At 70.7% G+C, this 23,025-nt stretch carries 8 protein-coding genes; 1 reads left to right on the top strand and 7 read right to left on the bottom strand.

Translation table 11 applies throughout. The features are described 5' to 3' along the window. Positions 1 to 12: 12 nt before the first annotated feature. Together AB0M80_RS35365 and AB0M80_RS35360 are read right to left on the bottom strand one after the other, a co-directional pair. Entirely contained in the window at positions 13 to 1,269 is a 1,257-nt protein-coding gene (locus AB0M80_RS35365; RefSeq protein WP_364573642.1) for a hypothetical protein, read from the bottom strand. Next, complete coding sequence (locus tag AB0M80_RS35360; protein WP_364573640.1) at positions 1,266 to 3,629, bottom strand: hypothetical protein; 2,364 nt, start codon at positions 3,627 to 3,629, stop codon at positions 1,266 to 1,268. The genes AB0M80_RS35365 and AB0M80_RS35360 overlap by 4 nt, the downstream gene beginning before the upstream one ends. Positions 3,630 to 3,637: 8 nt before the next feature. On the opposite strand from AB0M80_RS35360, the gene AB0M80_RS35355 reads away from it, so the two are divergent. Next, positions 3,638 to 3,877: a hypothetical protein gene (locus AB0M80_RS35355; RefSeq protein ID WP_364573638.1), complete on the top strand. Its 240-nt coding sequence runs from the start codon at positions 3,638 to 3,640 to the stop codon at positions 3,875 to 3,877. A gap of 99 nt (positions 3,878 to 3,976) precedes the next feature. On the opposite strand, the gene AB0M80_RS35350 is transcribed toward AB0M80_RS35355, so the two are convergent. From AB0M80_RS35350 to AB0M80_RS35330, 5 genes are all read right to left on the bottom strand, one after another. Then, the gene (locus AB0M80_RS35350; RefSeq protein WP_364573636.1) at positions 3,977 to 4,750 is read right to left on the bottom strand and encodes a BTAD domain-containing putative transcriptional regulator; all 774 of its coding nucleotides are present in this window, start codon (positions 4,748 to 4,750) and stop codon (positions 3,977 to 3,979) included. A 674-nt stretch (positions 4,751 to 5,424) separates the two neighbouring features. Beyond that, positions 5,425 to 6,465 carry a Dyp-type peroxidase gene (locus AB0M80_RS35345; RefSeq protein ID WP_364573634.1) on the bottom strand — a complete coding sequence of 347 codons (1,041 nt, stop codon included), beginning with the start codon at positions 6,463 to 6,465 and terminating at the stop codon, positions 5,425 to 5,427. Beyond that, the gene (locus AB0M80_RS35340; RefSeq protein ID WP_364573632.1) at positions 6,462 to 10,229 is read right to left on the bottom strand and encodes a S8 family serine peptidase; all 3,768 of its coding nucleotides are present in this window, start codon (positions 10,227 to 10,229) and stop codon (positions 6,462 to 6,464) included. The genes AB0M80_RS35345 and AB0M80_RS35340 overlap by 4 nt, the downstream gene beginning before the upstream one ends. Positions 10,230 to 10,260: 31 nt before the next feature. Next, positions 10,261 to 10,758 carry a DUF4265 domain-containing protein gene (locus AB0M80_RS35335; protein ID WP_364573630.1) on the bottom strand — a complete coding sequence of 166 codons (498 nt, stop codon included), beginning with the start codon at positions 10,756 to 10,758 and terminating at the stop codon, positions 10,261 to 10,263. A 14-nt stretch (positions 10,759 to 10,772) separates the two neighbouring features. Continuing rightward, positions 10,773 to 22,985, bottom strand: coding sequence for a DNRLRE domain-containing protein (locus tag AB0M80_RS35330; RefSeq protein WP_364573628.1), 12,213 nt, complete (start codon positions 22,983 to 22,985; stop codon positions 10,773 to 10,775). Positions 22,986 to 23,025: the final 40 nt, after the last annotated feature.

Genomic DNA, 23,025 nt, shown 5'->3' with positions numbered 1-23,025 from the left:
TTCGGTGTATGTTCACGCGCTTTGCCGCGCGCTGCCGCCGATGCGAAGCATCCAGTCCTCGTGCTTTGCGGCGTAGTCTTGGGCCCGACGCGGAGTAGTGGCGACGCGCCAGCCGGCGAGTGCGAGCAGGCGCACACATTCCAACCAGGACCAGTGCACGGAACGGTCCTTACCCTGCTGGACTTCGAACTCAAGCGCGGTGAGCGCCTCGGGCCGCACGGTCGTGGGGTCTACCAACGCGACCAGGGAGCGCCCGCCGAAGGCCCGCTGCGGAGCCAGCAAGCAAAGCTCGGCCAACCTGGGCAGCAGCGGCATTGACGCCTCGACGACCTCGCGGACCGCATCAGGTGCGTGATCGAGGGGGTAGTTCCGGACCCAGGTAGCGGTCAGGTCGTCCCACGGTCCGGCGCCGTACGTGGTGCGGCACAGGGTCGTCCCGAACAGGATGCGCAGGTACGGGATGGGATGGGGATCGCCAACGGGGTAACGGAACACTGCCGCGGAACCGCCGGAAATGACCTGCTGCAGGCCGGCGACCGCCGCGTAGCCGATGTGGGCGAAGGCGAATACGTCGGCGGCGACCTCCGATACCCATTCCGTCCAGGCGCTGGCCGGACCTGTCGCACCGAGTTCCGCCGTCAATGCCTGCCCCAACTCGGCCGTCCACCCGGTGATGTGGGCGACCTGGTGGCCGGATTCGTGCAGTAGTGACGTCGGGAGCAGCAGACTGTGCCGAACGACTTTGATCGCGGCGACCGGGCTCGGGGCGCCGGCGTCCCACAGCCGCAGCCCAGCCCTGAGCACGCTCGCGCCGGCGCCTTTGTCCACGTAGGTCAACACCGGGGGAGCTGCATGCCCCAGTGGCCTGAGCGCGGCCGTCATGCTCTGCGCGGCCAGCAGGTCGCATGCGGTCAGCAGGGCAGCCTGACGTGGCGATGTCCGGGTGTTGACCGCGTCGCCGTAGAAATCGAGCACGGTCTCGCTCTGCAGCACCCGCTGTTTGAAGGCGAGCACCCGGCGACGCAGCATCGCAAGCTGCTGCTCGTCCTGGGCTTTCGCCACATCCGCGGCCAGCGTGTCCGCGGCCTCGCGAAGCCGGTCGACCACACCCGCGAGGTAGGACCGCAGAGTCATCCCCAGGTACTGCTCGAGACTGGACCAAGCCCACTCCGCCGCGAAGCTCTCGAGGTCGTCGAACGCCAGTGTGGCCGCCCGCCAATGCGCCAACTGGGCAGCGAGTTCGCTTCGCTCGGCCGATAGGTCGATCATCGCCGGTGCCCCGGTGTGATCACCGTCGTCGCGGTTGGAGCAGCACCCGTTCCGAGCACGAGCTCAGCCAACGAGGGCAGGCGCCCGCGTAGCGCCTGGTCGATGAGTTTCATACCCGGCGGGTGCGCGAAGGTGATCAGGATGGTCACGCCGTCCGCCGCGTTGGCCGCGGCATCCGCCAGACGACGACCGTGCTGTTCGAGGAATCCGGCGGTGAGGGTCGCGTGGAGCCAGCGCAGCAGCGTTCGGCAGAGCCAGCGGCGTAATGGCTCGGGAAGCCGGGACGCCGTTGTCCCCTGCTGGTAGTCCTGGGGCACCGACTCGTGGACGAACCGAATCCGCCGTGGGAACCGACCGGACATCGCTTCCTGTACACCAGCCTGAACCCTGACGAAGAGCATCCGGGCAAGGGCCGCTGCCTCGCTCGATCCTCGCGCGACTTTGGCCGCGATGGCCTGTGCGTCCGCCTCGCTCAAGTACAAGCGAACACGGATCTCGTCGGCCTTGAACCGGAAACTGACGCTCAGCCGGGTCGACCGGCGAAGCTGCCGCCCACGGACGGTGCTCCGCGTAGGTGCGGCCCCAGTGCCGGGAATCGCCAGCTGGTAGAAGCGCTGACCAGCGGCGACCGTGCGCGGAGTCGCCATGAACTCGGTGGGGATCTCCCGGCCGAGGCCTGGTTCGCCGAAGAGCAACCCAGCGGCCTCGGGCGTCAACGGCTGCATCTCCGACCAAGCTGCCGTGTTCGCCTCGGGCAGCTCCTGTTCGTAAGCAGCCACCCGAGCCAGAGAGGAGCCCGGAATCGCTTCATAGAGTCGCGCCCTGGCGGTGACGGGTCCAGTGACGCCGTAGCGGTCGCGGAGCACCACATCGAGACTGACGCCCCCGAATGTCTTGACGTGTCGTGCGGTCCGAGGTGTGATCCGGGCATCGAAGATCTGGCTGAAGCGCTTGTACCGCGGCCTGCCGCGCAGCGGGAGCAGCACCCAGGCGCCGTTGACGTCGGTCTCCCGCAGTTCGGGGAGCAGCAGCTGAGTCGGGAAATTGGCGGCGGCAGCGCCGTCGAAGGCCTCAGCGAGCGCCGCTTCCAGCAGGGGCTGACTGTCCAGAACGGCCTCATCCAGCTCGGCAACCTGACGGACGGTGTCCTCGACGGTCCCGGCCACCGCCGCGCCTGCGGCTCGTGTCTGCGTCGCTTCCGTGACCTCGAGGGTCATGAGCCGCAGTCCGGCATCCACGATGGCCTGGGACAGTGGCCGGCGCAGTGCAGGACCGACGAACCGCTGGATCATCTTGGCGAGATAGCCCGCCAGGAAGTTCACGACCTTCGGCCGTCCCGCGAGCTGGATGCCCAGCCGGAGCGCCGGCAGGATCGCGGGGAGGAAGTTCTGGATAACCGGACTGGGGTCCTCGCCGTCGCCAAGTTCGGTGATCTCGTTGATGAACCGTTCCCGTGCGTCCGGCAACTCGGCCGCTCCTTGGCCGTCGGCGCTGCGCATCTCCGACATCACCTCGGCCAGCGCGACGTCACCTTGGGTGGCGTCAGCCGCCAACAGCAACGATGCCAGGCCGAGATCGAGCTCCTGCTGGACCTGCCCGGGGTCGACGGTGGTGAGCTGGGTGTTGGGAGCCATTGCCTCCGCCGCCTCGGCCTTGAGACCCAGCAGGCGGGTAGCCAGTTGGGACGCCGCTGGGCGAAGGGCCGGAGGCAGCTTGTCGAGTGCCATGCGCAGAACCCGGTTGAGCAGCGGTCGTACGAGTTTCTTGAGCTTGCGCAAGATGATGGCGATGGGGTGAAACTTACCGATCAATTTCACGCCCTTGCTGACGACCTTCTTGACCTTGTTGAAGAAACCCCCGAGGAAATCCTCGAAAACCGGTGACAAAGCCGCTGCTCCGGTTGCGACTTCGCCGAGCAATCCGTCGAGCTCTCGCTGTGTCACGCCAGCTGGGTCGAGACCCTCCGCGGCGTGCGCCATGGCGTCAAGGCCCCGCTCGGCTTCCTCCTGCAAGCCGGAGAGATAGCTCGCGACGAAACGCTCCGCCGCTGCTTCGTGTGCCGACCGATCTTGCAGACCAACGTCGAATTGCTGTTCATATGCCTGGCGCACATCGTCGACCAGCTCATACAACGCCTCATCGAACTCGGGGTCATGGAGCTCGTCGAGCAGCTCGACCATCTCCGCGGCGCGCGGATTGTCCTCGTCCGTCCGACCGTCGCTGTAGTACTCGCCAACGAACGGCGAGGTGCCGGCAAGAACAGCACTCTGCGCCGGCTCGGTCGCCCCCACCACCAGAGACTCACCAAACGGCGTCTGGAGCCCATTTCCTGCTGACAGATGGCTTGTCGACATGGTCATTCACTCCCGTGAGCCCGGAGACCGTGCAGTCGCCAGCCAGGATGACGCCGTCGCGGCTCCTCGCCGTCTCCGCTGCGTCACCGGCCCGGCTCCACACCGTCGTCTGCCTGCGGCTACGCTCCGCCAGCACCTATGAGCGTGACGAGCCAATCCTCGAGCAGGCGGCCCGCGGCCGCCGCATTGGTCGCCCGGCCGAGCAGTCGGTCCTGGCCACGTTCACGACCGACTTCAAGAAACTCAATCAGTAACTGCGTGTTTCCGGCAGCACGAACCTCGACGCGCACCACCGCCACCTCATGGCGAACGCCGGTTGGAGGGCCCATCGTGCAGAGTCTGGTCCGGTCCTGTCACGAGCCCGGCACGCCACCGTCACCACGGGACCACAAGCCCAACGGCTCGATCAGCCGCTGCATGAGATCAGAGGGCTCGATGCCGAGCTCATCACGCAGTAGCGCCCGATATTCGTTGTACGAACGAAGCGCCTCGGCGACATTGCCCTCGGTCACATGCACCTCCACCACCAGGCGCCGGCAGCTTTCGCGAAGAGGCTCGGACTGAACCGATGCCAGAGCGGCAACAAGGGCGTCACCCAGGCAATGTCGCTCGATCAAGGCCGACGCCGCGCGCTCAAGCGCCTCCAGCCGCAACAGCCGAAGACGCTCACGGTCTGCGGCGACCCACCTGTCGTCCCAGTCGGGTAACAGGTCAGCGCAAGCGACGAGGGACGGCAGGTCGCCCAAGTCGTCAGGAGCCGGGTCATGGATGAGCCGTTGGGCAAGGCCTGACAACTCGGCCGCATCGACCTTCACCGCTGACGACAGCACCAGACGATCAGGGCCAGCTGACACCAGCTGGCCGCATGTTCGGCCGAGCCGCCACAATGTCGTCCGCAGGTTGTTGGCGGCACGCTTTTCAGTCGCACCGAACCAAAGAATTCCCGCCAACTTCGTCCGGCTCACCGGACGCTCCGTCAACGCCAGATAAGCCAAGACCCGTTCAACGCTATGGGGAACCGTCCGCCGTTCTCCTCCAACGAACAACTCAAACTCGCCAGTAAGCGTCAACCGGACTGAACCGGTCGCGCTCCTGCCGTCACGTAGCACCCCACCAAGCGTCACCATGATTCACCTTCGCCCTGGCCTTATCACGAGCCTGTTACGCGGCCGCGGGGTCCAGACGGCGACTACTGGTCAAGTCTTTCAGCTTAGGAGCCCGGACGATTAATCCGTTGAGCCAAAGAGGTTAATCGAGAAGACTTCTTGCCGAGCCGACGGCCGATCAGGCGTCCCCAGGGCGCAGGGGGCAACCCGGCTCAACCGTCGCCACCGTCAGCAAGCCGTCCACGATCAACGGCCGGATCGCGGCTGTCGCCGCATCAGCGCCGAAGCGCAATACGAAGTCGCGACCGTGCCGGTATGACGCGGGCACGCACCCGCTCGACGACCTGACGCTGCAGGACGACCAGTTCCGCAGCGGCTGCTGCTGACGAAGTACTCGCTGGGCTGGTCGTGGCCGTGGTGGGTGCAGCGGTACCGGCCGCACCCGCTCCTCTGCGGCCGGGCAGGACCGATCGACGTGTTCCCCGGCCACATGCACGAAGGCGCGCTCGACTTCCCGGCCACCTATCCGGCCGCGGAGTGGCCGCAGGCCCGCGGCACCGGCACGCCGTACGCACCAAGCTCGCCGACGTCCCGCCGGCCCGCGTACGTCCGTCGAGGACCGTTCCGGCCGACCGCACGCTGGTGGGGGGTTCGCTGTGCTACGGCGGGCAGGGCCCACCACCGCTGTTGCGGTGTCACCCCAGCATGGTCTTGCCGATGTGGTCGCCCCCGCCGGTGCCGCCCGGCAGCACGAAGTAGTACCCGCCGCCGAAGGGCAGGATGTAGCGCTCCAGCGACTCTCCCGCCAACCGCTTCTGGATGGTCGCGAAACCCCGCTCCACGTCGCGCTGGAAGCAGATGAAGAGGTGGCCCGCACGGCCCTCGCCGTCGCCGGACGAGTAACCGCGTCGCAGGATCCGGTGGGCCTCGCTTTCCGGCGTCCGCGGGTTCGCCCGCCGGATGTGGGCGTCCAGGGCGATCACCTCGCCCCGTGGGTCGCCCGCGTAGTCCGGGATCTCCTGTTCCCGCTGCCGGCCGAGCGGGGCCCCGCTTTCCTTGGCGCGGCCGAACACCCGTTCCTGGTCCGGCACGGGTTTCGAGTTCCACGTCGGCGTGGCCAGGCGGATGAGCCGAACCACCTGGTAGGTGCCGCCCGCGCACCACGCGGGCTCGTCGTCGCCCGGCTGGACCCACACGAGCCGGTCCATCAGTGCGGTGTCCGACGCGTCCGGGTTGCCCGCGCCCTCGCGGAACCCGAACAAGTTGCGGACCGGACCGTCCGGGTGGAACCCGGCTTGGCGCCAGCGCGGCACCAAGCCGGGAATCTTCGCACCCAGCGCGCGTTCGATCGGCTCGGCCGTCGCGGCGCCTGCCTGGACCAGCAGGTCCCCGTGGCACCACTCGGGGTCCAGCACGTCGCTGCGGAACGGTGGCATCGGCGTCAGCAAGCGGGGCCGTTCGATCCCGAAGCGCCCGTCGAACAACGACGCCCCCACCGCGACCGTCAGCGTGACCCCCGGTGCCGGTTCGCTCAGCGCCCGCAGGATCGCAGCCAGCCCTTCGCGGTCGCGCGCGGTCACGTCGAACGCCGCCAGCTCGATCCGCGGCGGAGCCGGGGTCACCACGCCGGGCTGCCGCGGACCGGCGGCCCGGCGTGGCGGCTCCGCCGTGGGGGCGCACCCGGCCAGGCCGAAGGCGCCGACCGCGGCCAGGAACGCCCGCCTGCCGACCGTCACGGCTGCCTCGCCAGGCCCACGGCCATCGAGCCGGTCGAGGCCGACCAGGGCTCCACCAGCACCACGTAGGTCCCGGCCGCGGACAGTGCGGGCAGGTCGTACGGCGTCAGGTTCGTCCGAGGTGCCCGGTCCACCAGCCTGGTGCCGTCCGGCCGGAACACGGTCACGTTGAAGGCCGTTTGCGGCGTCATCGTGCTACTGCCGAACGTCAGCCGCAGTCGGTCGCCGCTCGCGCCGGTGAAGGAGAGCTGGCCGTCCTGCCCGGCCCGGCCCACCGTCACCGTCGCCGCCGCGCCGCCGACCGTGATCGTGCCCGCGACGACGGGCTCGGACAAGGTCAGCGTCACCGTCCCCGTCGCGCTCCGCCTGGAGCTGACCACCAGCTCGTACCTGCCGGTCGACGGCAGCGGGGCGAACGTGTAGCTGTCCGGGCTGGTCAGCCCCCCGTAGGAGTCCAGCTGCGTGCCGTCCGGGTTGATCGCCGCGGCGTGGAACTCGCCGAAGCCCGCGGTCCCGCCGGTCGTCGCGAGGCCGAGCCGCTGCCCAGCGGCGCCGTCGACGGTGAGCCGCGCGTGCTGCCCGGGCCGGGTGAGGGTGACCGGCTTGGCCGGGCCGGTGGTAGTGAGGGCGCCGGCCGCCAGGTCTTCGGACAGCCACACGGTGACCGGACCGGTGCCACCGCCGAGCAGCAGCTCGTGGCTGCCCGTTCCGGTCAACGCGGCGATGGACGCGCCGCCGGTGTGGGCGGTCACCGAAACCAGCGAGCCGTCCGGTCCCGTCACGGTCGCGTTCGGGTGCAGGCTGGTGTCGGTGTACCCGAGGCCCAGCCGCTGCCCCGCCGTCCCGTCGAACCGCAGCCGCGCGCTCTGGCCCGGCCGGGACAGCGTGAGGGCCTTCCCCGCGCCGGTCGTGGTGACGCTGCCACCGTCCAGTTCGGACGAGAGCCACAGCTTGCCGCTGCCCGCGTCGCCGAAGTAGAAGCCGACGACGAGCCGGTACCGGCCGGTGGTGGTGGCCCGGAAGCGGCCCGGATAGTCGCTGAAGACGAGCTGGGTACCGCCGACCTTCGCGTTGTCCTGGTCGAACACGTCGATCGAGAACAGCTGGAACTCGGGCTGCTCGGTGAACCCGAGGTCGTACCAGGTGCCCGCCGTGGCGTCGAAGCCGACTTCGGCGAGCTGGCCGGCCTTAGCCAGGGTGAACGGATAGCCCTGCGCCGCGGTGTCGGTGCTGCCGACCAGCTTGCGGGCCAGCTGCGCGGTGACGCTGCCCGAGCCGGCGCCGTTCGGGTCGACGAACAACGAGTACCGGCCGGTCACCGCCAGCGTCGGCAACGGCGCCGAACGGCCGCTGCCCGCCGTGATGACGCCCGGCCCGTTGTTCGGCTCCACCGTGACCGCTCGCCCGGACGGGTCGGTCAGCCAGAACCGCGCGTTGGTGCCGACCGAGTTCGCCGTCAGACCGAAACCGAGCTTGTCGCCCGCCGTGCCGTCGAAGCCGAACCGCAGCACCTTGCCGGCCGGGATGGCCGCGCTGACCGCCGCGCCTTCGACGGCAAGCGTTCCGCCGTCGACCGTGTCGGACGCCCCGGCGACGGTGAAGGTGTAGGTCGTCGGCGCCGACAGCACTCCGCCGTTGGCCGCCCGCACGGTCAGCGTCCGCGCCCCGGCCGCCGACGGCGTGATCCCGACCGAAACCTGGCCCGTGGCGGCCACTTCGGACGGCGACGCGTCGGTGTCGAGCTGGTAGACGTACTTCGTGACCGCCGCGGACCCACCGGGCTTGAAGGTGAAGGTGCCGGGCAGGCCGACGCCGCCGTTGGCCTGCGCTTCGGCCGGGTAGTCGAACGAGGTCACCACCGGCGCCCCGGGCGGCGGCCGGTCGGCGACGAGGAAGTCGTACACGAACACATCGGATGGCTCGCCGACGCCGTTGAAGGCGCGCACGGTGAGTGTCCGGTGCCCGGCCGCGGGCGGGGTGACGGTGACCGTCGCACGGCTGTCGGTGGCGGTCACCTCCTTCGGCGTCGCCTCACCGTCGAGGCGGTAGGAGTACTTCGCGACCGGCACGGCGTCACCCGGCGCGAACGAGAACGTGCCCGCCACGCCGGTGCCGCCGTGCGGCAGGCCGTCGGAGGGGTAGGTCGCCGACGTGACCACCGGCAGGCCGACCGGCGGCTCGGCCAGCACCAGGTCCCAATGGGTCAGCGTGCCTTCGTCGAAGCCGAAGTTGTCGGTCACGACCAGCTTCCACGGCCCGTTGGCGTCCACAGAGGTCATTCCGGTGAGCGGGTAGGTCGCGTCGAGGTCCGCCGCCGAGTCGTTCCCGTCGGCCTCCTTGAGGACCTTCTCCAGCCCGTTGGGCGCGGTGATCTTCACCGACAGGTCGCCCCGGAACGGGTGTTCGGCCCGCACGCGCACCCGCGCGGTGGCCGCGACCTTGCGCGGGCAGGTGGTGACGTCGATCGTGCTCGTGACCGAACCCTGGTCGGGCACGGGACGGCGGGTGTCGTCGGCCAGCGCGCAGACCGCCCGCGGTGGCACGCCGGTGTAGAGCAGCTTGTTCGGCGAACCCGTGCCGAGGTCGGCCGGTTTCAGCACGCCGGAGCTGGCCTGGCCGAGCAGGGTGGTGGTCACCTCGGCCGGGGTCAGGTTCGGTGCCTGGGAAAGCAGGAGCGCGGCGGCGCCCGCCACGTGCGGGCTGGCCATCGACGTGCCGCGCAACGTCACCGTCGCGGTGTCGGTGGCGTTGTGCGAGGACTTGATCGACTCGCCCGGCGCGAACAGGTCGAGACAGGTCCCGTAGTTCGACCCGCTGGTGACGCCGCCGGGGGTGTCCTTCCAGTCCCGGGCCCGCTCGTCGACCGGGTTGCTGGCCCCGACGGTGATCGCCTCGCGCAGCGCGGCCGGGCTGGCCTGGCAGGCGTCCCGGTTGTCGTTGCCCGCGGCCACGACATAGGTGATGCCCGAGGCGATGGAGTTCTTGATCGCCAGTTCCTCGGCGTCCGACTTGCCGCCGCCGAGGCTCATGTTGACCACGGCCGGGCGCTGCGCGTGCTGGGTCACCCAGTCGACGCCGGCGATGATCTCGCTGACCGTGCCGAGGTTTTCGCAGCTGAGCACCCGCACGGAGATCAGCCTGGCCTTCTTCGCCACGCCGTAGGTGGCCCCGCCGACCGTGCCGGCCACGTGCGTGCCGTGCCCGGCGGTGTTGCAGTCCTGCCCGTTCCAGCCGTCGCCGATGGCGTCGAAGCCGACGCTCGCGCGGCCGCCGAAGTCCGCGTGCGTGACACGCACGCCGGTGTCCATGATGTACACCGACACCCCGGCGCCGGCGGCTTCGGCGTAGGTGTACTTGTCGTCCAGGACGGTGCTGTGCTGGTCCACCCGGTCGAGGTTCCAGGGCGGTGTCGTCTGGGTTCCGGTCCCGCGCACGACCGTGTCGGCCTCGACGCGCTCCACGCGCGGGTCGCCGGCCAGCCGCTTCGCCTCCGCCTCGGAGGCGTGCACCGCGAACCCGCTCAGCGCCTTGCCGAAGGTCCGGCTGACCTTGCCGCCGTGCTTCCGGGTGAGCGCGCCGGAACCCGAAGCCGCGGCCGTGCCGGGTTTCAGCGTGACGATGTAGCTGCCGTCGACGACCTGCGCGCCCGCGGGTTCGTGCACCTGCCCTTCCTGGGCTTGGGCCTCCCCGGCGAAGAGGCCGGCGAACACCGACGCGGCGACGCCTGCCACGAGCAGCCGTCTCCAGCTCGCGAACGCTTGCATTGCTCCCCCAGTTTCTCGCTTCAGCCGCGGATCAGGCGTCGGCCGTCGTCCGGAACGGTTCCCCGTCCGCCCATTCCCAGTACGCCGTCTGGTTTTCGATCTCTTCCCGGACCGCCATCCACACCGCAGAGGTGGCGGCGCCCTCGGGCACGTCGATCGCGACGTGCCGGTCTCCCTGCCACTCGGCCAGGAACCCGCCCTCGGCGATGGCGGTCCGCAGGGCTTCGCGCGCGTCACCCGGCGGCCGCGGCTCCGTGAAGAAGACCCGGAACACGCGTCGGCCGGACCGGGCGACCACGCGGGCGACGAACCGCTCGTCCGCCAGCGCCACCCGGTCCCCCAGCGCCATTCCGTAGGCGCAGAAGGGAATGCAGGCGACCTCGAGGCCGCCGTCGGCCGACGGCTTGAGCCACACCTGCTCCTGCTGCCCGTCCAGCCCGAACGGGGCCAGGTCGACCAGCGCGATGTAGGCGGGCTCCGGCCGCCACACCGGATCCTCGTGTGTCACGTAGACGATCTCGTTCACCATGGTTCGCACCCTAGCTACGGAATCCATACCGGCGTCCCCACGGTCGCCTTCATGTTCGCCGGCCACCACGGCGGCGGCCACCAGCCGGAATAGCCTGCCGGCGGGTTCAGCGGAGCGACCCGGTCGCGCTTGGAGCTGTTGCAGAAGGTGCAGATCGGGGTCGTGTTCGCGTCGGTCAGGTCACCGCCCTTGCTGCGCGGCTGGACGTGGTCGACGGCGTTGGCGTTGTTCGTCCGGCAGTAGGAGCACAGGGGGATGTCCTTGCTCGGATCAGCCTGCGCGCCGATGTTGTAGTCCTTGCGCATCGACTTCGGGATGCTGTTGTAGGCGCCCGTGCCGCCGCTGGACCCGCCCGGGATGTCGTAGACCGGTTCGCCGTTCGGGCCGCAGGCGTTCGGGTTCGGGCTGTTGGTGTTGTGGACGAGGACCGGTGTCCGCCCGGCCACCACGTAGTAGGTGTGCAGGCCGTCGACCGTCAGGTTGTGCACCCGCTGCGCGGCCGTGCGCCGGGCCACCGCGGTGACCATGACGAACGTGCCCGCGGAGGTGCGCAGCAGGTCGCCGGGCCGCAGGTCGCGCGCTTCCCGCCACTCCCCGGCTTCCACCACCCAGAACGGGTGGCCGTCGGTCGCGGTGAGCGCGCTGTCGGCCGTGCCGTCCCGGTCGGTGTCGATCGAGAGGTCCACCAGGTGCTTCTGCCCCTCGCCGACGATGGTCGCGGTGACCACGCGCTCCTCGGTGTGCCCGGTGACCGGGTCGGTGGCCAGCACCTTGTCGCCGATCTTCACCTCGGCGATCGGCTTGCTGGTCCCGTCGCCCAGCCGCACCGGCGTCTCAGGGGTGAAGCTGTTCATCGGGCAGCTGTTGGCCGGCTTCGTCCCCATCGGGTCGACCAGCGCGTTGGGCTGGTTGCCGACGTAGCCGTACAGGTTGGTCCCGCCGTCGAACCCGATCGGGTCCTCGCTCAGGAACCGCTGCAGGCCGGGGCTGTAGTACCGGGCGCGCTGGTAGTACAACCCGGTGCCGTCGTCCTCGCGGCCGGTGTAGCGGAACGGGTTCCCGCCGTCGTCGCCCGAGACGTAGGTGCGCCCGAACGGCTCGTAGCTGTACGTGGCACCCGCGCCGGCGTCGTCGACCAGGCCCAGCGTGCTGCCCAGCCCGTCGCTGAGGTACCGGCGGGTGACCCCACCGGACTCCCGCAGCTGGAACCCGTCCACCCCGGTGCTGGTCACGGTCGCGGTGGCGCCGCCTGCCCCCTTCTCCTGCACGGGGTTGACCCCGTCGTAGAGGTAGCTGGTGGTGACGCCGTTGACCGTGCGGGCCTGCCGGCGGCCGTCCGCCCCGTAGGTGAAGGACGCCGTCAGGCCCGGCGCGGTCTGCGTCGCCAGCTGGCCGCGCGCGTTCCAGGTGAACGAGGCGGTCCCGTCCGAGAGCAGGTTGCCGTCCGGGTCGTAGCTGACCGGCGTGGCGCCGATCGCGCGGATCCGGTTGGCCTTGTCGTAGACGGCCTGACCGAACTGCTCCGGCAGCACCGAACGGGAGTAGCTGCCGCTGGTCCTGATCGGCTGGCCCGCCGCGTCGTAGCCGTAGGCCAGGTCGCCGAGCACCGTGGTGCCGGCCCGGTAGGTGATCGACTTGGTCTGGCCGGCGTCGTCGTAGGCGTAGGTCTGGGAGATCCCACCGCCCGGCGCGCCGACCCGTTCCGGCCGCCCGTTCCGGTCACGGCCGACGGTGCTGACCGTGACGCCGTTCTGCTGCACCTCGGCCAGGTCGCCCACCGCGTCGTAGACGTGCCGCACCGGGGCCCGGCCCGGGATCGTCATCGTCCGGTCCCGCACGGTCGGGCTGTAGTCGTAGGAAACACTGCCCGACGCGGTCGTCTCGGCCTTGATGCGGTCGAAGCCGTCGTACTCGGTCGTGGCGACGCCGGCCACCGAGTCCTCGGTCCGCTTGAGACGGCCGGCGAGGTCGTAACCGAACTTCGTGGTGCTCTCCGTGCCGTACCGGCTCTCCTGGCGCCGGTCGAGTTCGTCGTAGTCGTGCTCGGTGACCACGCCACGGGGCGCCGTCCGCTTCTTTTCGTTGCCGTTCTCGTCGTACTTGACCTCTTCGAGGCCGCCGAGCGGATCGGTGATCTTCTCGACCCGGTCCATGAGGTCGTAGCCGAAGACCGTCTGCCCGTCGCGGGCGTCGGTGACCTTGGTGCGGTTGCCGTTCGGGTCGTACTGGTAAGACGTCGTGCGGCCGAGCGGATCGGTCACCGCGGCGGCCTGGTCCGCCGCCGTGTAGCCGGTTTCCGTGACCGCGCCGCGCGGGTCGGTGGTCAGGACCGACCGGCCGGCCGAGTCGAACCCGGTGGTCGAGACCCGGCCGAGCTGGTCGGTGCTGCGCACCGGGTCCGAGCCGGCGTAGTCCGTCGTCGCCGACTTGTCCGCCGGATCGGTGACCTTGGTGACCAGTCCCTTCTCGTTGGTCACGTAGGTGGTCTTGCGGTTCAGCGGATCGGTCACCGTCTGGACCGCGCCGCGCGCGTCCAGCCCGTAGATCGTGTCCTTGCCGTAGGAGTCGGTGTGCTTGGTCAGCTCCCCGTGCGGGCCGTTGCGCTCGAACTTCTCGGTGCGCGCGTCCGCGGTACCGGCCAGCACGGTCTTTTCCTTGACCTGACCGTTGGCGTCGTAGACGAAGGAAGTCTTGCGCTGCAGGGGATCCGTGCTCGACTTGAGCCGGACGCCGTCGGTCTCGTACTCGTTCGTCGTCGTCGCCGCGAGCGCGGTGCCGAAGGCCTTCGTGTCGGTGAGCACCGCGCCCGCCGCGTTGAAGGTGAACCGGCGGACGTGGCCGCGCGGGTCGGTGACCCGGGTTTCGGTGATCGCGTCGCCCGACTCGACGTACTCGAACTTCGTGACCCCGTTGTCGGCGGCGGTCTGCTGCTTCACCCGGCCCTTGGCGTCGTACTCGTTGAGCAGGAACCGGATGCCGCGACCGTCGGTGATGGTCTTGAGCAGCCCGTTTTCCCACGTGTAGCGGGTGGTTCCGCCGCCGAGCCCGGTGACCGACTCCAGGTGGCCGGTCGCGTCGTAGGTGTAGGAGACGCGCCGGCCGAGGTTGTCCTCGATCGAGGCCACCCGCGGCGGGTTCGCCTCGTCGTAGGTGAACCGCACCCAGCGGCCGCTCGGCGAGGTGATCTGGGTGACCGGCCCGTTGGCACGGACCTTGCCGTCGGTGCCCGGCGGCGCGGTCGCCCTGGTCAGGGTCGTGGTGTTGCCGAACTTGTCGCGGATTTCCTGCAGCGGCGCCTCTTCGCCGATCACCATCACGGTGCCGTCGCGCAGGGTGACGTCCCAGCCGCTGTCGACCCAGCGCACGATCGAGCCGTCGAACCGGGTCGGCGTCGGGTCGGCCTTGAACACCGCGCCCGCGTAGTCCTTGCCCGGTGACGTCCGGCGGTAGTGGATCTTGCTGCCGTCGGGCTGCACCAGGTCGAACTCCTGGAACGTGAACTGCCCGATGATCCCCGGCGACCAGGGATAGAGCCCGTAGTTGAAGCTCGCCCCGACGCCGAACGCGCGGATGTCGGTATCGCCCTGCTGGTAGGTGCGCTTGATCTCGATCGGCGCGATGTCGTCGACGACCATGTCGACCGTCTCGTCGACCAGGAGGCCGGTCGACGGGTCCACCGGATCTCCGACCCGGGCGCTGTTGGGCCGGGGCGCGAACCGCGGCGGGTTCATGCCGGGGACCGCGGTCATCGCGCCGGTCAGCCGGTAGAAGCGCACGCTCGGGTCGGGCACGATCTGCTTGCCGTCGGCCGACACCGTGCCGTAGCCGTAGATGTGCCAGCCCTGGCCGTCCGGGTCGTAGTTCCAGAACTGCGTGCGGGTGCCCGGCGGCTCCTTCGTGTAGTTCGGGTAGATGATCGTGGCGCCCTCGGGGAAGAGGTAGCCGCCACCCGGCTGGACCGTGAAGTACACCGGCACCTTCGTCGGCGGCAGCGGGAACGGTGGCCGGTCGATCGGGATCGGGGTGAGGCTCAATTCGGTGGCCACGTTGCCGTCGGCGTCGCGGACCACCGTGCCCGCCGGGAGCCGCACCTCGAGGCCGGGAATGGCCTTCGTGGTCAGGACGGTTTCCGCGGTCGTCGGGCTCGGGATCCGCACGGTGGCGGCGGCGTCGATCTCCGGCAGGAACACCGTGTACGGCAGCACCAGCACCTGGCCGTCCCGCAGGTCCACGCCGATGTCGAACGCGCCGAACGGGCGCCCGCCGGTGTTGACCGCCGTGCGGCCGTCCACGCGGAGCACGACGTGGCCGCCGGCCAGGTCGGTCAGCGCGAACTTGCCCTGCTCGTCGGTGGGGACGTGGCGGCCGGCCGCGCTGACCGTGACGCCGGTCAGCGCCTGCCCGGTGGTGGACTTGACCTGCCCGACCACTCCGGTGAAGCCGACCGGGAACTGCAGCGGCCGGTCCCGGACGGGCTGCGGGTCGTACCGGGTGCTCCAGTCGGCGCCACCGAGGTTGACGCTGTCGGGCTGCCAGCCGCCGGACGGCGTGCAGTTCGACGGCGCGGGAGCCGGCTTCTCCAGGGGCGGCGCCGGCGCGCCGCCCAGGCCCGGCGACGGCTTGCCCACCGGGGGCGGCGGATCGGCCGGGGTGCACTTGGGGGTGACCGCCTTCGGCGGCTCGGCCGGGGCCTGCCCCGAGGCCACGGCGGCGGCCGCGGCGGCGGGCTTCGAGATCGCCACGGTCATCGTGCCGGTGACGCTGCCCGCCGGGTCGAACACCAGCGTGTAGGTACCGGTCTGCTTGAGCGCCGCCATCTTGAACCGGTCGAACGACATGAACGAGTGCCGCGGCGAGACCGTCCCGTCCGGGGCGATCAGGCTGTAGTAGGCGCCCGTGTTGTTCGGGAACGTGCGGGTGATGTCCAGCTGCAGCACGTCGTTGGCCGTGCCGTCGAACGTCAGCTTCCCGTTCTGGCCCGGCCGCGCGACGGTGATCGTCCGGGCCGCACCGCCGATGTCGACCTTGCCGCCGTCGGCCTCGCCGAACAGCGCGACCGAAAGGTCACCGGCGACCGGGTTGCTGCCGTCGTCGATCGGCTCCAGCAGGACCCGGTAGTCGCCCGTCGCCGGCAGCGCGATCAGGTCGAGCCCGGTGGCGCCGCCGCCCAGGTACTGCGCGGAGTAGAAGTCGAGCTGGTTGCCGTCCGGCTTGAGGATCTTCAGCTTCGAGAACGGGATGTTCGCCGAGGCCAGGCCGAGGGTGAGCCGCTGCCCGGCCTGGCCGGTGAACTTCGCGGCGATCGTCTGCCCCGGCACGGTGACCGAAACCGGGCGGGCGGGCGCGTCGACCGCGATCGTGCCGAGGTCCTGCGGTTCGGACGCGGCGATGGTCACGTCGCCGGTGGTGGCGAAGCTCGGATCGAGGTGGATCCGGTACCTGCCGGTCTCCGGCAGCGCCGCGATGTCGAGCGTGTTCTGGAAGGTGCTGCCCACCAGCTTCCCGCCGGTCGGCTGGTACACCCGCATGGTCAGGTTGCCCGGCAGGCTCTTGGCCCGGGCGAACAGCCGCAGCGGCTCGTCCTTGACCCCGTCGTAGTCGAACCAGTACTCGCGGCCCGGCCGGTCGAAGGTGACTTTGGTCTGGGCGTTGGCCGCCAGGGTGCCGCCTTCGATCCCCGAGGTCAGCCAGCCCTTGCCGGCGCCGACCGCCTCCCAGCCGCTCATGAACAGGTTGTGTTCGCCGTCCTTGCGGACCGGCAGCGGCTTGATCTCCAAGGTGCCGTTGCGCAGCTCGACCTGGTTGCCGTCCGGCTCCACCATGATCCCGCCCGGGTAACCGGGGCGGCCGTTCTCGCGCAGCGTGTTCTCGGTGATGGCGAAGCGCAGCGGCTTGTCCTTCACGCCGGTGAAGGGCATCCGCACGGACTGGCCGGGCCGGTTGATCTTCATCTGCGTGCCGGGCCCGTCGACGGCGAGCCTGCCCGCCTCGATGACGCCGGACAGCCACACCTTGCCCGCGCCGAGTTCGCCGGCGCCGAAGGTGACCCCCACCTTGAAGGTGCCGGTCTGCTTGGCCTTGAACACCATGGTCGGGGTGTATTGGGTGAGCGAGGCCTTCCAGGTGTGGAAGTCCTTGCCGTCCGGCTCGGTGACCAGCACGTCGAAGGTGTTGGCGGGCATGCTCATGTCGGTCAGGCCGAAGCTGAGCCATTCGCCCGCGGTGGCGGTGAACGGGATCTCCGCGCGCTGGCCGGCGACCGACACGGTGAACGGCACCCCGGTGCCGTCTCGGGTCAGCTTGTCGCCGGTCAGCTCGTGCGACGCGGTGATCCGCACCTTGCCGGCCGCGTTGTCGTCCGGCGCCACCACGATGGTGTAAGTGCCGTTCGCGCCGAACACCGGGATGTCCTGGCGCAGCGTGCTGCCCGCCCACAGGTCGAGCGGGTCGCCCATGGTGCGGCGGGCGAAGTCGCCGCCGTACGGGGTGAACATCCACATGGCCGAGCGGACCGGGACGGTGTTGTTCTCCAAGTTCAGGTGCAGCCGCTCGCCGACCTTGCCCTCGACCAGGACGACCGCCGCCTTGCCCGCCGGGATGTCGAGGTCGAGCGGCCGGCCGAGCTCGATGTGGCCGCCGTACACGAGCTGGTCGATGACGAACCCGCGCGGGGCGATCAGGAAATCGCCGGTGCTCGTGGCCTGGCCGCCGGGCGTGCGCACGGAGATCCGGCCGGAGCTCGCCGCGGCCGGGACCTCCACGACCAGCTTGCCCGGATCGGCCTGCTTGACGCGGGCGGTCGTCTGGTGGAACAGCACGACGTTGCGCGCCGGGTCCGGGTCGAACCCGGTCCCGGTGATGGTGACCGTGTCACCGGAGTCGGCGCGATCGGCCGAGACGCCCGAGATGGCCGGCGCCGGGACACCCCGGGTGACCGTGAACGGGCTGCGGCTCGTGGCCGACCGGCCGCCCGCGGTGACCTTCACCGCGCCCGCGCCGGTGCCCGGCGGTACGACGACCGACAGCCGGTTGGCGCCGGCCATGGTGACCTGCGCGGGAACGCCGTCGAAGGTCACCTTGTTGTCGGCGGCCTGCACGGCGAAGCCCGTGCCGCTGATCTCGATCGTGCTCCCGATCGGGCCGCGCGCGGGGACCAGCGCGAAGATCGACGCGGTGTCCGCGCGGTACCGGTCGGTCGCCTCGAGGTTGCCCGCCGCGTCGTAGCGGTAGGCGGCGGCTTCGCCGGAGTTGTTGGTGACCCCGGCGAGCTGGCCCGCGGCGTCGTAGAAGTAGTCGCGTGGTCCGGCCGGCGCGCCCACCGCGAAGGTGTACTTCGCGGGTGCGGAAAGCACGCCGGACGAGGTGACCTTGGCCCACACGGTCAGCGTGCGCCGGCCGGACCGGACCGGGGTGAGCGACAGCGTCGCCGTGCCGGTGCCCGCCGCGACCTCCGTGGGGGCGGCGTCGGTGTCGAGCTGGTACCGGAACGCGTCGGCCGCGACGGTTCCCTGCGAGCGCAGGGTGAACGAGCCGGCCTGGGCGAGGCTGCCGTGCAGCTGCCCGTCCGCGGGGTAGTCGGTGGAGCTCACGGTGGGCACGTCCGGGGTCGGGGCCGCGCCCGCCACCAGGAACGTGTAGACCGCCGGAGCCGACGCGGCGCCCGCGCCGCCGAGGGCCCACACGGTCAGCGTGTGCGTGCCGCCGGTCGGCGGGGTGACGCGCGCGGTGACCTCGCCGGTGCCCGGCACATCGGTGGTCGCGCCGTCGTCGAGCTTCCAGCGGAACCCGGAAACGGGCGTCGTCCCGGACGGCCGGAAGGTGAACGTGCCTTCCCGGCCCGCGTCACCGTGCGGACGGCCGTCGTTCGGGTAGTCCACAGAGGACACCGCGGGGGCGGCCGGGGCGGCCGCCTGGGCCACCTCGAAGACGTAGTTCGTCGGCGCCGACACCGCGCCCGCCGCGGTGAACGTGCGCACGGTCAGCGTCTGCGTGCCCGCGGTGGCCGGCGTGATCTTGACCAGCACCTTGCCGGCGCCGGCCACCTCCGTCACCGGGCCGCCGTCGAGCTGCCAGCGGTAGCCGGCGACGGCGGTCGAGCCGGTCGGGCGGAAGGTGAAGGTGCCTTCCCGGCCGGGAGCGCCGTAGGGAGCACCACCGGACGGGTAGTCGGCGGAAACCACCTGGGGCGCTCCGGGTCCGCCCGGCGGGTCCGCGACGACGAAGGTGTACGTCGTCGCCGGGGACACCGTGTTCTCGGCGCCGAGCGCCCGCACCGTCAGCCGGTGCTGGCCCGGGGTCGCCGGGGTGGCCTTGACCGCCACCTCGCCGGTGCCCGTGACGTCGGCCGGGCCGCCGTCGTCGAGCTGCCAGCGGTAGCCGGTCACCGGCACCGCGCTGCCCGGCTTGAGGAGGAACGTGCCTTCGCGGCCCGGCGCGCCGTGCGGCTGCCCGTCGGCCGGGTAGTCCGCCGACGACACGACGGGCGCGGCGGGCGGCTGCGCCGGCTGGGCGACGACGAAGGTGTAGGTCGACGGCGGCGAAACCAGGCCACCGGGGGTGACCGCGCGGACGGTCAGCGTCCGGGTGCCCGCCGAACCCGGCGTGAGGCTGACCGAGAGCTGGCCGGTGGCCGGGGTCTCGGTCGGCTGCGCGTCGGTGTCGAGCTGGTACACGAACTTCGCGATCGGCACGGTGTCACCGGGCCGCAGGACGAACGTGCCCGGCCGGCCGGCACCGCCGTGCGGCTGACCGTCGTTCGGGTAGTCGGCGGAGGTCACCGCCGGCGCGGCGGGCGGCACCGGCGCCGGCGTGCCGGGCCCAGCCGCGAAGACGCTCGGCCGCGGCACCTCGGTGCCGACCGCGAAGTGGCCGTGCCACTGAACGCCGGTGCCGAAGCGGGCACCGTCCGACGGTGCGACGAAGACCTTCGACGTCGTGCCGCGGGTGAAGGACACGATGTCGAACTTGCCGTCGCCGGTGAAGTCGCCGACGCCGGGCAGCTCGTCGCCCGGGGCGAACCCGGCGTGCCACTGCCGGGCGGTGCCGAACGCCGATCCCGTCGACGCCGCGACCGTCACCTGGCCGCCGGTGAAGGACAGGACGTCGTCCTTGCCGTCCCCGTCGACGTCGGCGACCGCGCCGCGAGCCGCGTCCGGCGCGAAGTTGTCGTGCCACTTGGCGGCGGACGGCGCGAACTTGGTGCCGTCGGACAGCGCGACGAACACGTCGGCCGCGTCGCCGCCGGTGAAGGCGACTATGTCGTCCTTGCCGTCGCCGTTCACGTCGCCGGCCGCGGGCATGGCCGTGCCGGCGGCGAAGGATGCGTGCCACTTGACCGGGTTCGCCGCGAACTTCGTGCCGTCCGAGAGAGCGACCCAGACACCGGCGTCCGCGCCGCGGGTGAAGGACGCGATGTCGTCGCGGCCATCGCCGTCGAAGTCGCCGACCAGCGGGATCTCTTCGCCGGTGGCGAAATGGCTTTGCCACTTCACCGGGGTGAGCGCGAACTTCGTGCCGTCGGACAGCGCGACCCAGACCGCGGCGTCCGTGCCGCGGGTGAACGACGCGATGTCCGCCTTGCCGTCGCCGTCGAAGTCGCCGGTCAGCGGGATCTCGTTCTGCGCGGCGAACTGCTCGTGCCACCGCACGCTATCCTGGACGAACTTCGTGCCGTCGGACAGCGAGACGTAGACGTCCGCGACGTCACCGCGGGTGAAGGTGACGACGTCGTCCTTGCCGTCGCCGTTGAAGTCGCTCTTGACCTTCTTGTGCCGCGGCGCGTCGGCGACCACGAACGTGTAGGTGGTCGCCGACGAGGAGTAGCCGGTGGCGGTGAGCGCACGGACGGTCAGCTTGCGAGTGCCGGACGCGGCGGGCGTCAAGGTCAGGTCGATCTGCCCGGTGGCCGGCACCTCCGTCGGCTGCGCGTCGGAGTCGAGCTGGTAGACGAACTTGCTGATCGCCACGCCGTTGCCCGGCTTCAGGGTGAAGGTGCCGGGCCGCCCGGCCGCGCCGTGCGGCCGTCCGTCGGCCGGGTAGTCCACAGAGGACACCACGGGCGCGGCGGGCTGCGCGGGCGGCGAGCCGAGGTAGGAGACGCCCAGCGACGGGCGGAGCATCGGTTCCGCCGCCTCGTCGGACAGGAACAGCACGCGCTGCTGGACCGTCGCCTCGTCGCGGAGCCTGACCTCGAAACCGTGGTTGGCCGACGGGCTGTTCACCCAGTTCTGCACCATTCCGGCGTTTTCCCAGATGTGCCAGGTCGGCCGGTCGGGAATGCCGGAGGCGAAGTCGGCGCGGGCGCCGACGTCACCACCGGGCGTGGTCCACGCGGTCGCCGTCGAAGCCCGGTTCCAGGTGGCCTGGTCCTCCACGAACGGCTTGGTGAGGGGGTACCCGTCGAAGGTCGCGCCCGAGCCGTTGGAGTAGAACCCCCACAGCGACAGGTCGGCGTCCACGACCGTGGTGCCGGCCGGGATCGCCGAGACGCCGTCGAACCTGACGAGCGTCCTGGTCTTGCCGAAGGTGGCGCCGTTGTTGCCGACCTGCAGCCACGGCTGGCCGTTCAGGGCGTTCAGGTTGGTGTTCGGCTGGGTGGCCGAGAGCGTGGTGTCCGCGCTGGCGCGGAAGATCTGCCGGACCTGGCCGGCCTTCGGCGTCCGGGTCAGCTGCGTCGGGCCCGGGATGACCTGGCCGTCCCGGGTCTTGACGGCGATCATGTAGTAGGCGGTGTTCCAGCCCAGGTCGGGGGCGCTGTCCGGGGTGACCGGCGCGGTGGTGTCGACGAACCGGCTCGCCTGGGGCGCCAGCGAAGTGACCAAAGTGGACGCGGACGGCGTGTACACCTGCGAAACCGACCGGTGCACCTGGTACTCGACGATGTCGTCGGCCGCGTTGCCCGGGTCGGGATCGGGGTAGGGCGACCAGGCCAGTTCGGCGCCGGTGGCGTAGGTCTTGGTGATCGGCTCCAGCACGGCGCCGGGGCGCCCGTAGGTCAGGAGCAGCTTCGGGAACGTCTCGGTGTCGCCGTTGTAGACGAAGTCGCCGGCCAGGTAGATCGCCCCGCCGCGGCCCAGCGTCTCGTCGGCGGACTTGAGCAGCAGGCCCTGGTTCTGGTTGGTGCCGGAGACCCACGACTGCGCGATGTTGCGGACATCCCACTCGGACCAGGTGTGCGTCACGCCCTTGCGCCTGACCGCGGTGGACAGGGCGGCCTCGGCGAACGCGCCGGCGGCGTTGTTCCAGGTGGCGGTGCTCGCGTCCCAGGCGGCGGTGACCCGGCGCGCTTCGATCGTGACGTCGTTGGCGTCGGTGTAGAGCTCGTTGTCGTAGTAGGCGCGCAATTTCGCCGACGCGATGCTGGTGCCCGCGGGCACGACGGTCGTATCGAACCTGACCAGACTGCGGGCCACGCCGGAGTCGTCGGTCCCGACGGACAGTTGGTACGACCCGGCGTCGTTGCCGTTGGGGACGTCCGACCACAACTGGACGTCCTGGCCACCGTTCGACGACGTCTCGATCTTGATGGTCGGGTCGATCACCACGGGATAGGTGCGCTCCCGCGCGGCCAGCCACCCGCGGTCGGCCTCGACCACCACGGTGATCCGGTCGCCCTGCTGCTCCACGCGCTGGGACACCGCATCACTGCGGGACTTCCCGTGCACCGACTTCGAACCGGGGGTGGAGTCGGTCATGAACGGCTTGGGCATCACGTACAGCGGCGGCCCGTCGGATGCCGCGGGGAAGAAGCCGATCGACCCGTCCGGCTGAGCCCGTGCGATCACCCCGCCGAGCCGCAGGGTGAACCGGTACGTCGCGTCCTTCGGCGGCGCGGCGAGGACGATGTCCTCCTTGAGCGCTTCCGGGGTCACCTGGTAAGTCACCTCGGCACCGTCGAAGGCACCGGGGTAGCTGACCGAGTTCCGCCCGACTCGGGGCTGGATACCGCGGGACGGCCCGTCGATCCCCAGTTCGACGCGGGTGTCCCCGAGTGCGAAGCTCGTCAGCCGGTCGGTCCGGTTGCCGAACCGGCTGGCGAAAGCGTTGGTGTCATTGGCGAAGGCGTAACCGTCACGCGCGTCCTCGCGCACCGTCGTGTCGATCGGCCGCCAGTCGCCTTGCCCGTCCCGGTAGTTCTGGGCACGCGCGGAAATCTCCGCCTCGTATTGCCCGTTGGACAGTTCGAAGACCCGCGCCCCTCCGGTACGCCGGTCAGGCAGCTCGCGCACGCGTTTCGGCGGTCCGGCGTCCTTCCCGGCCGCTGCAACC

The organism is Amycolatopsis sp. NPDC051045 (assembly GCF_040682955.1).
Classification (GTDB): domain Bacteria; phylum Actinomycetota; class Actinomycetes; order Mycobacteriales; family Pseudonocardiaceae; genus Amycolatopsis.
This window is presented reverse-complemented; position numbering and strand designations above follow the sequence as displayed.

Excerpts from the sequence above, each read along its gene's own strand:
- AB0M80_RS35350 (WP_364573636.1), bottom strand. The coding sequence starts at position 4,750 with ATGGTGACGCTTGGTGGGGTGCTACGTGACGGCAGGAGCGCGACCGGT.
- AB0M80_RS35335 (WP_364573630.1), bottom strand. The coding sequence starts at position 10,758 with ATGGTGAACGAGATCGTCTACGTGACACACGAGGATCCGGTGTGGCGG.
- AB0M80_RS35340 (WP_364573632.1), bottom strand. The coding sequence starts at position 10,229 with ATGCAAGCGTTCGCGAGCTGGAGACGGCTGCTCGTGGCAGGCGTCGCC.
- AB0M80_RS35360 (WP_364573640.1), bottom strand. The coding sequence starts at position 3,629 with ATGACCATGTCGACAAGCCATCTGTCAGCAGGAAATGGGCTCCAGACG.
- AB0M80_RS35365 (WP_364573642.1), bottom strand. The coding sequence starts at position 1,269 with ATGATCGACCTATCGGCCGAGCGAAGCGAACTCGCTGCCCAGTTGGCG.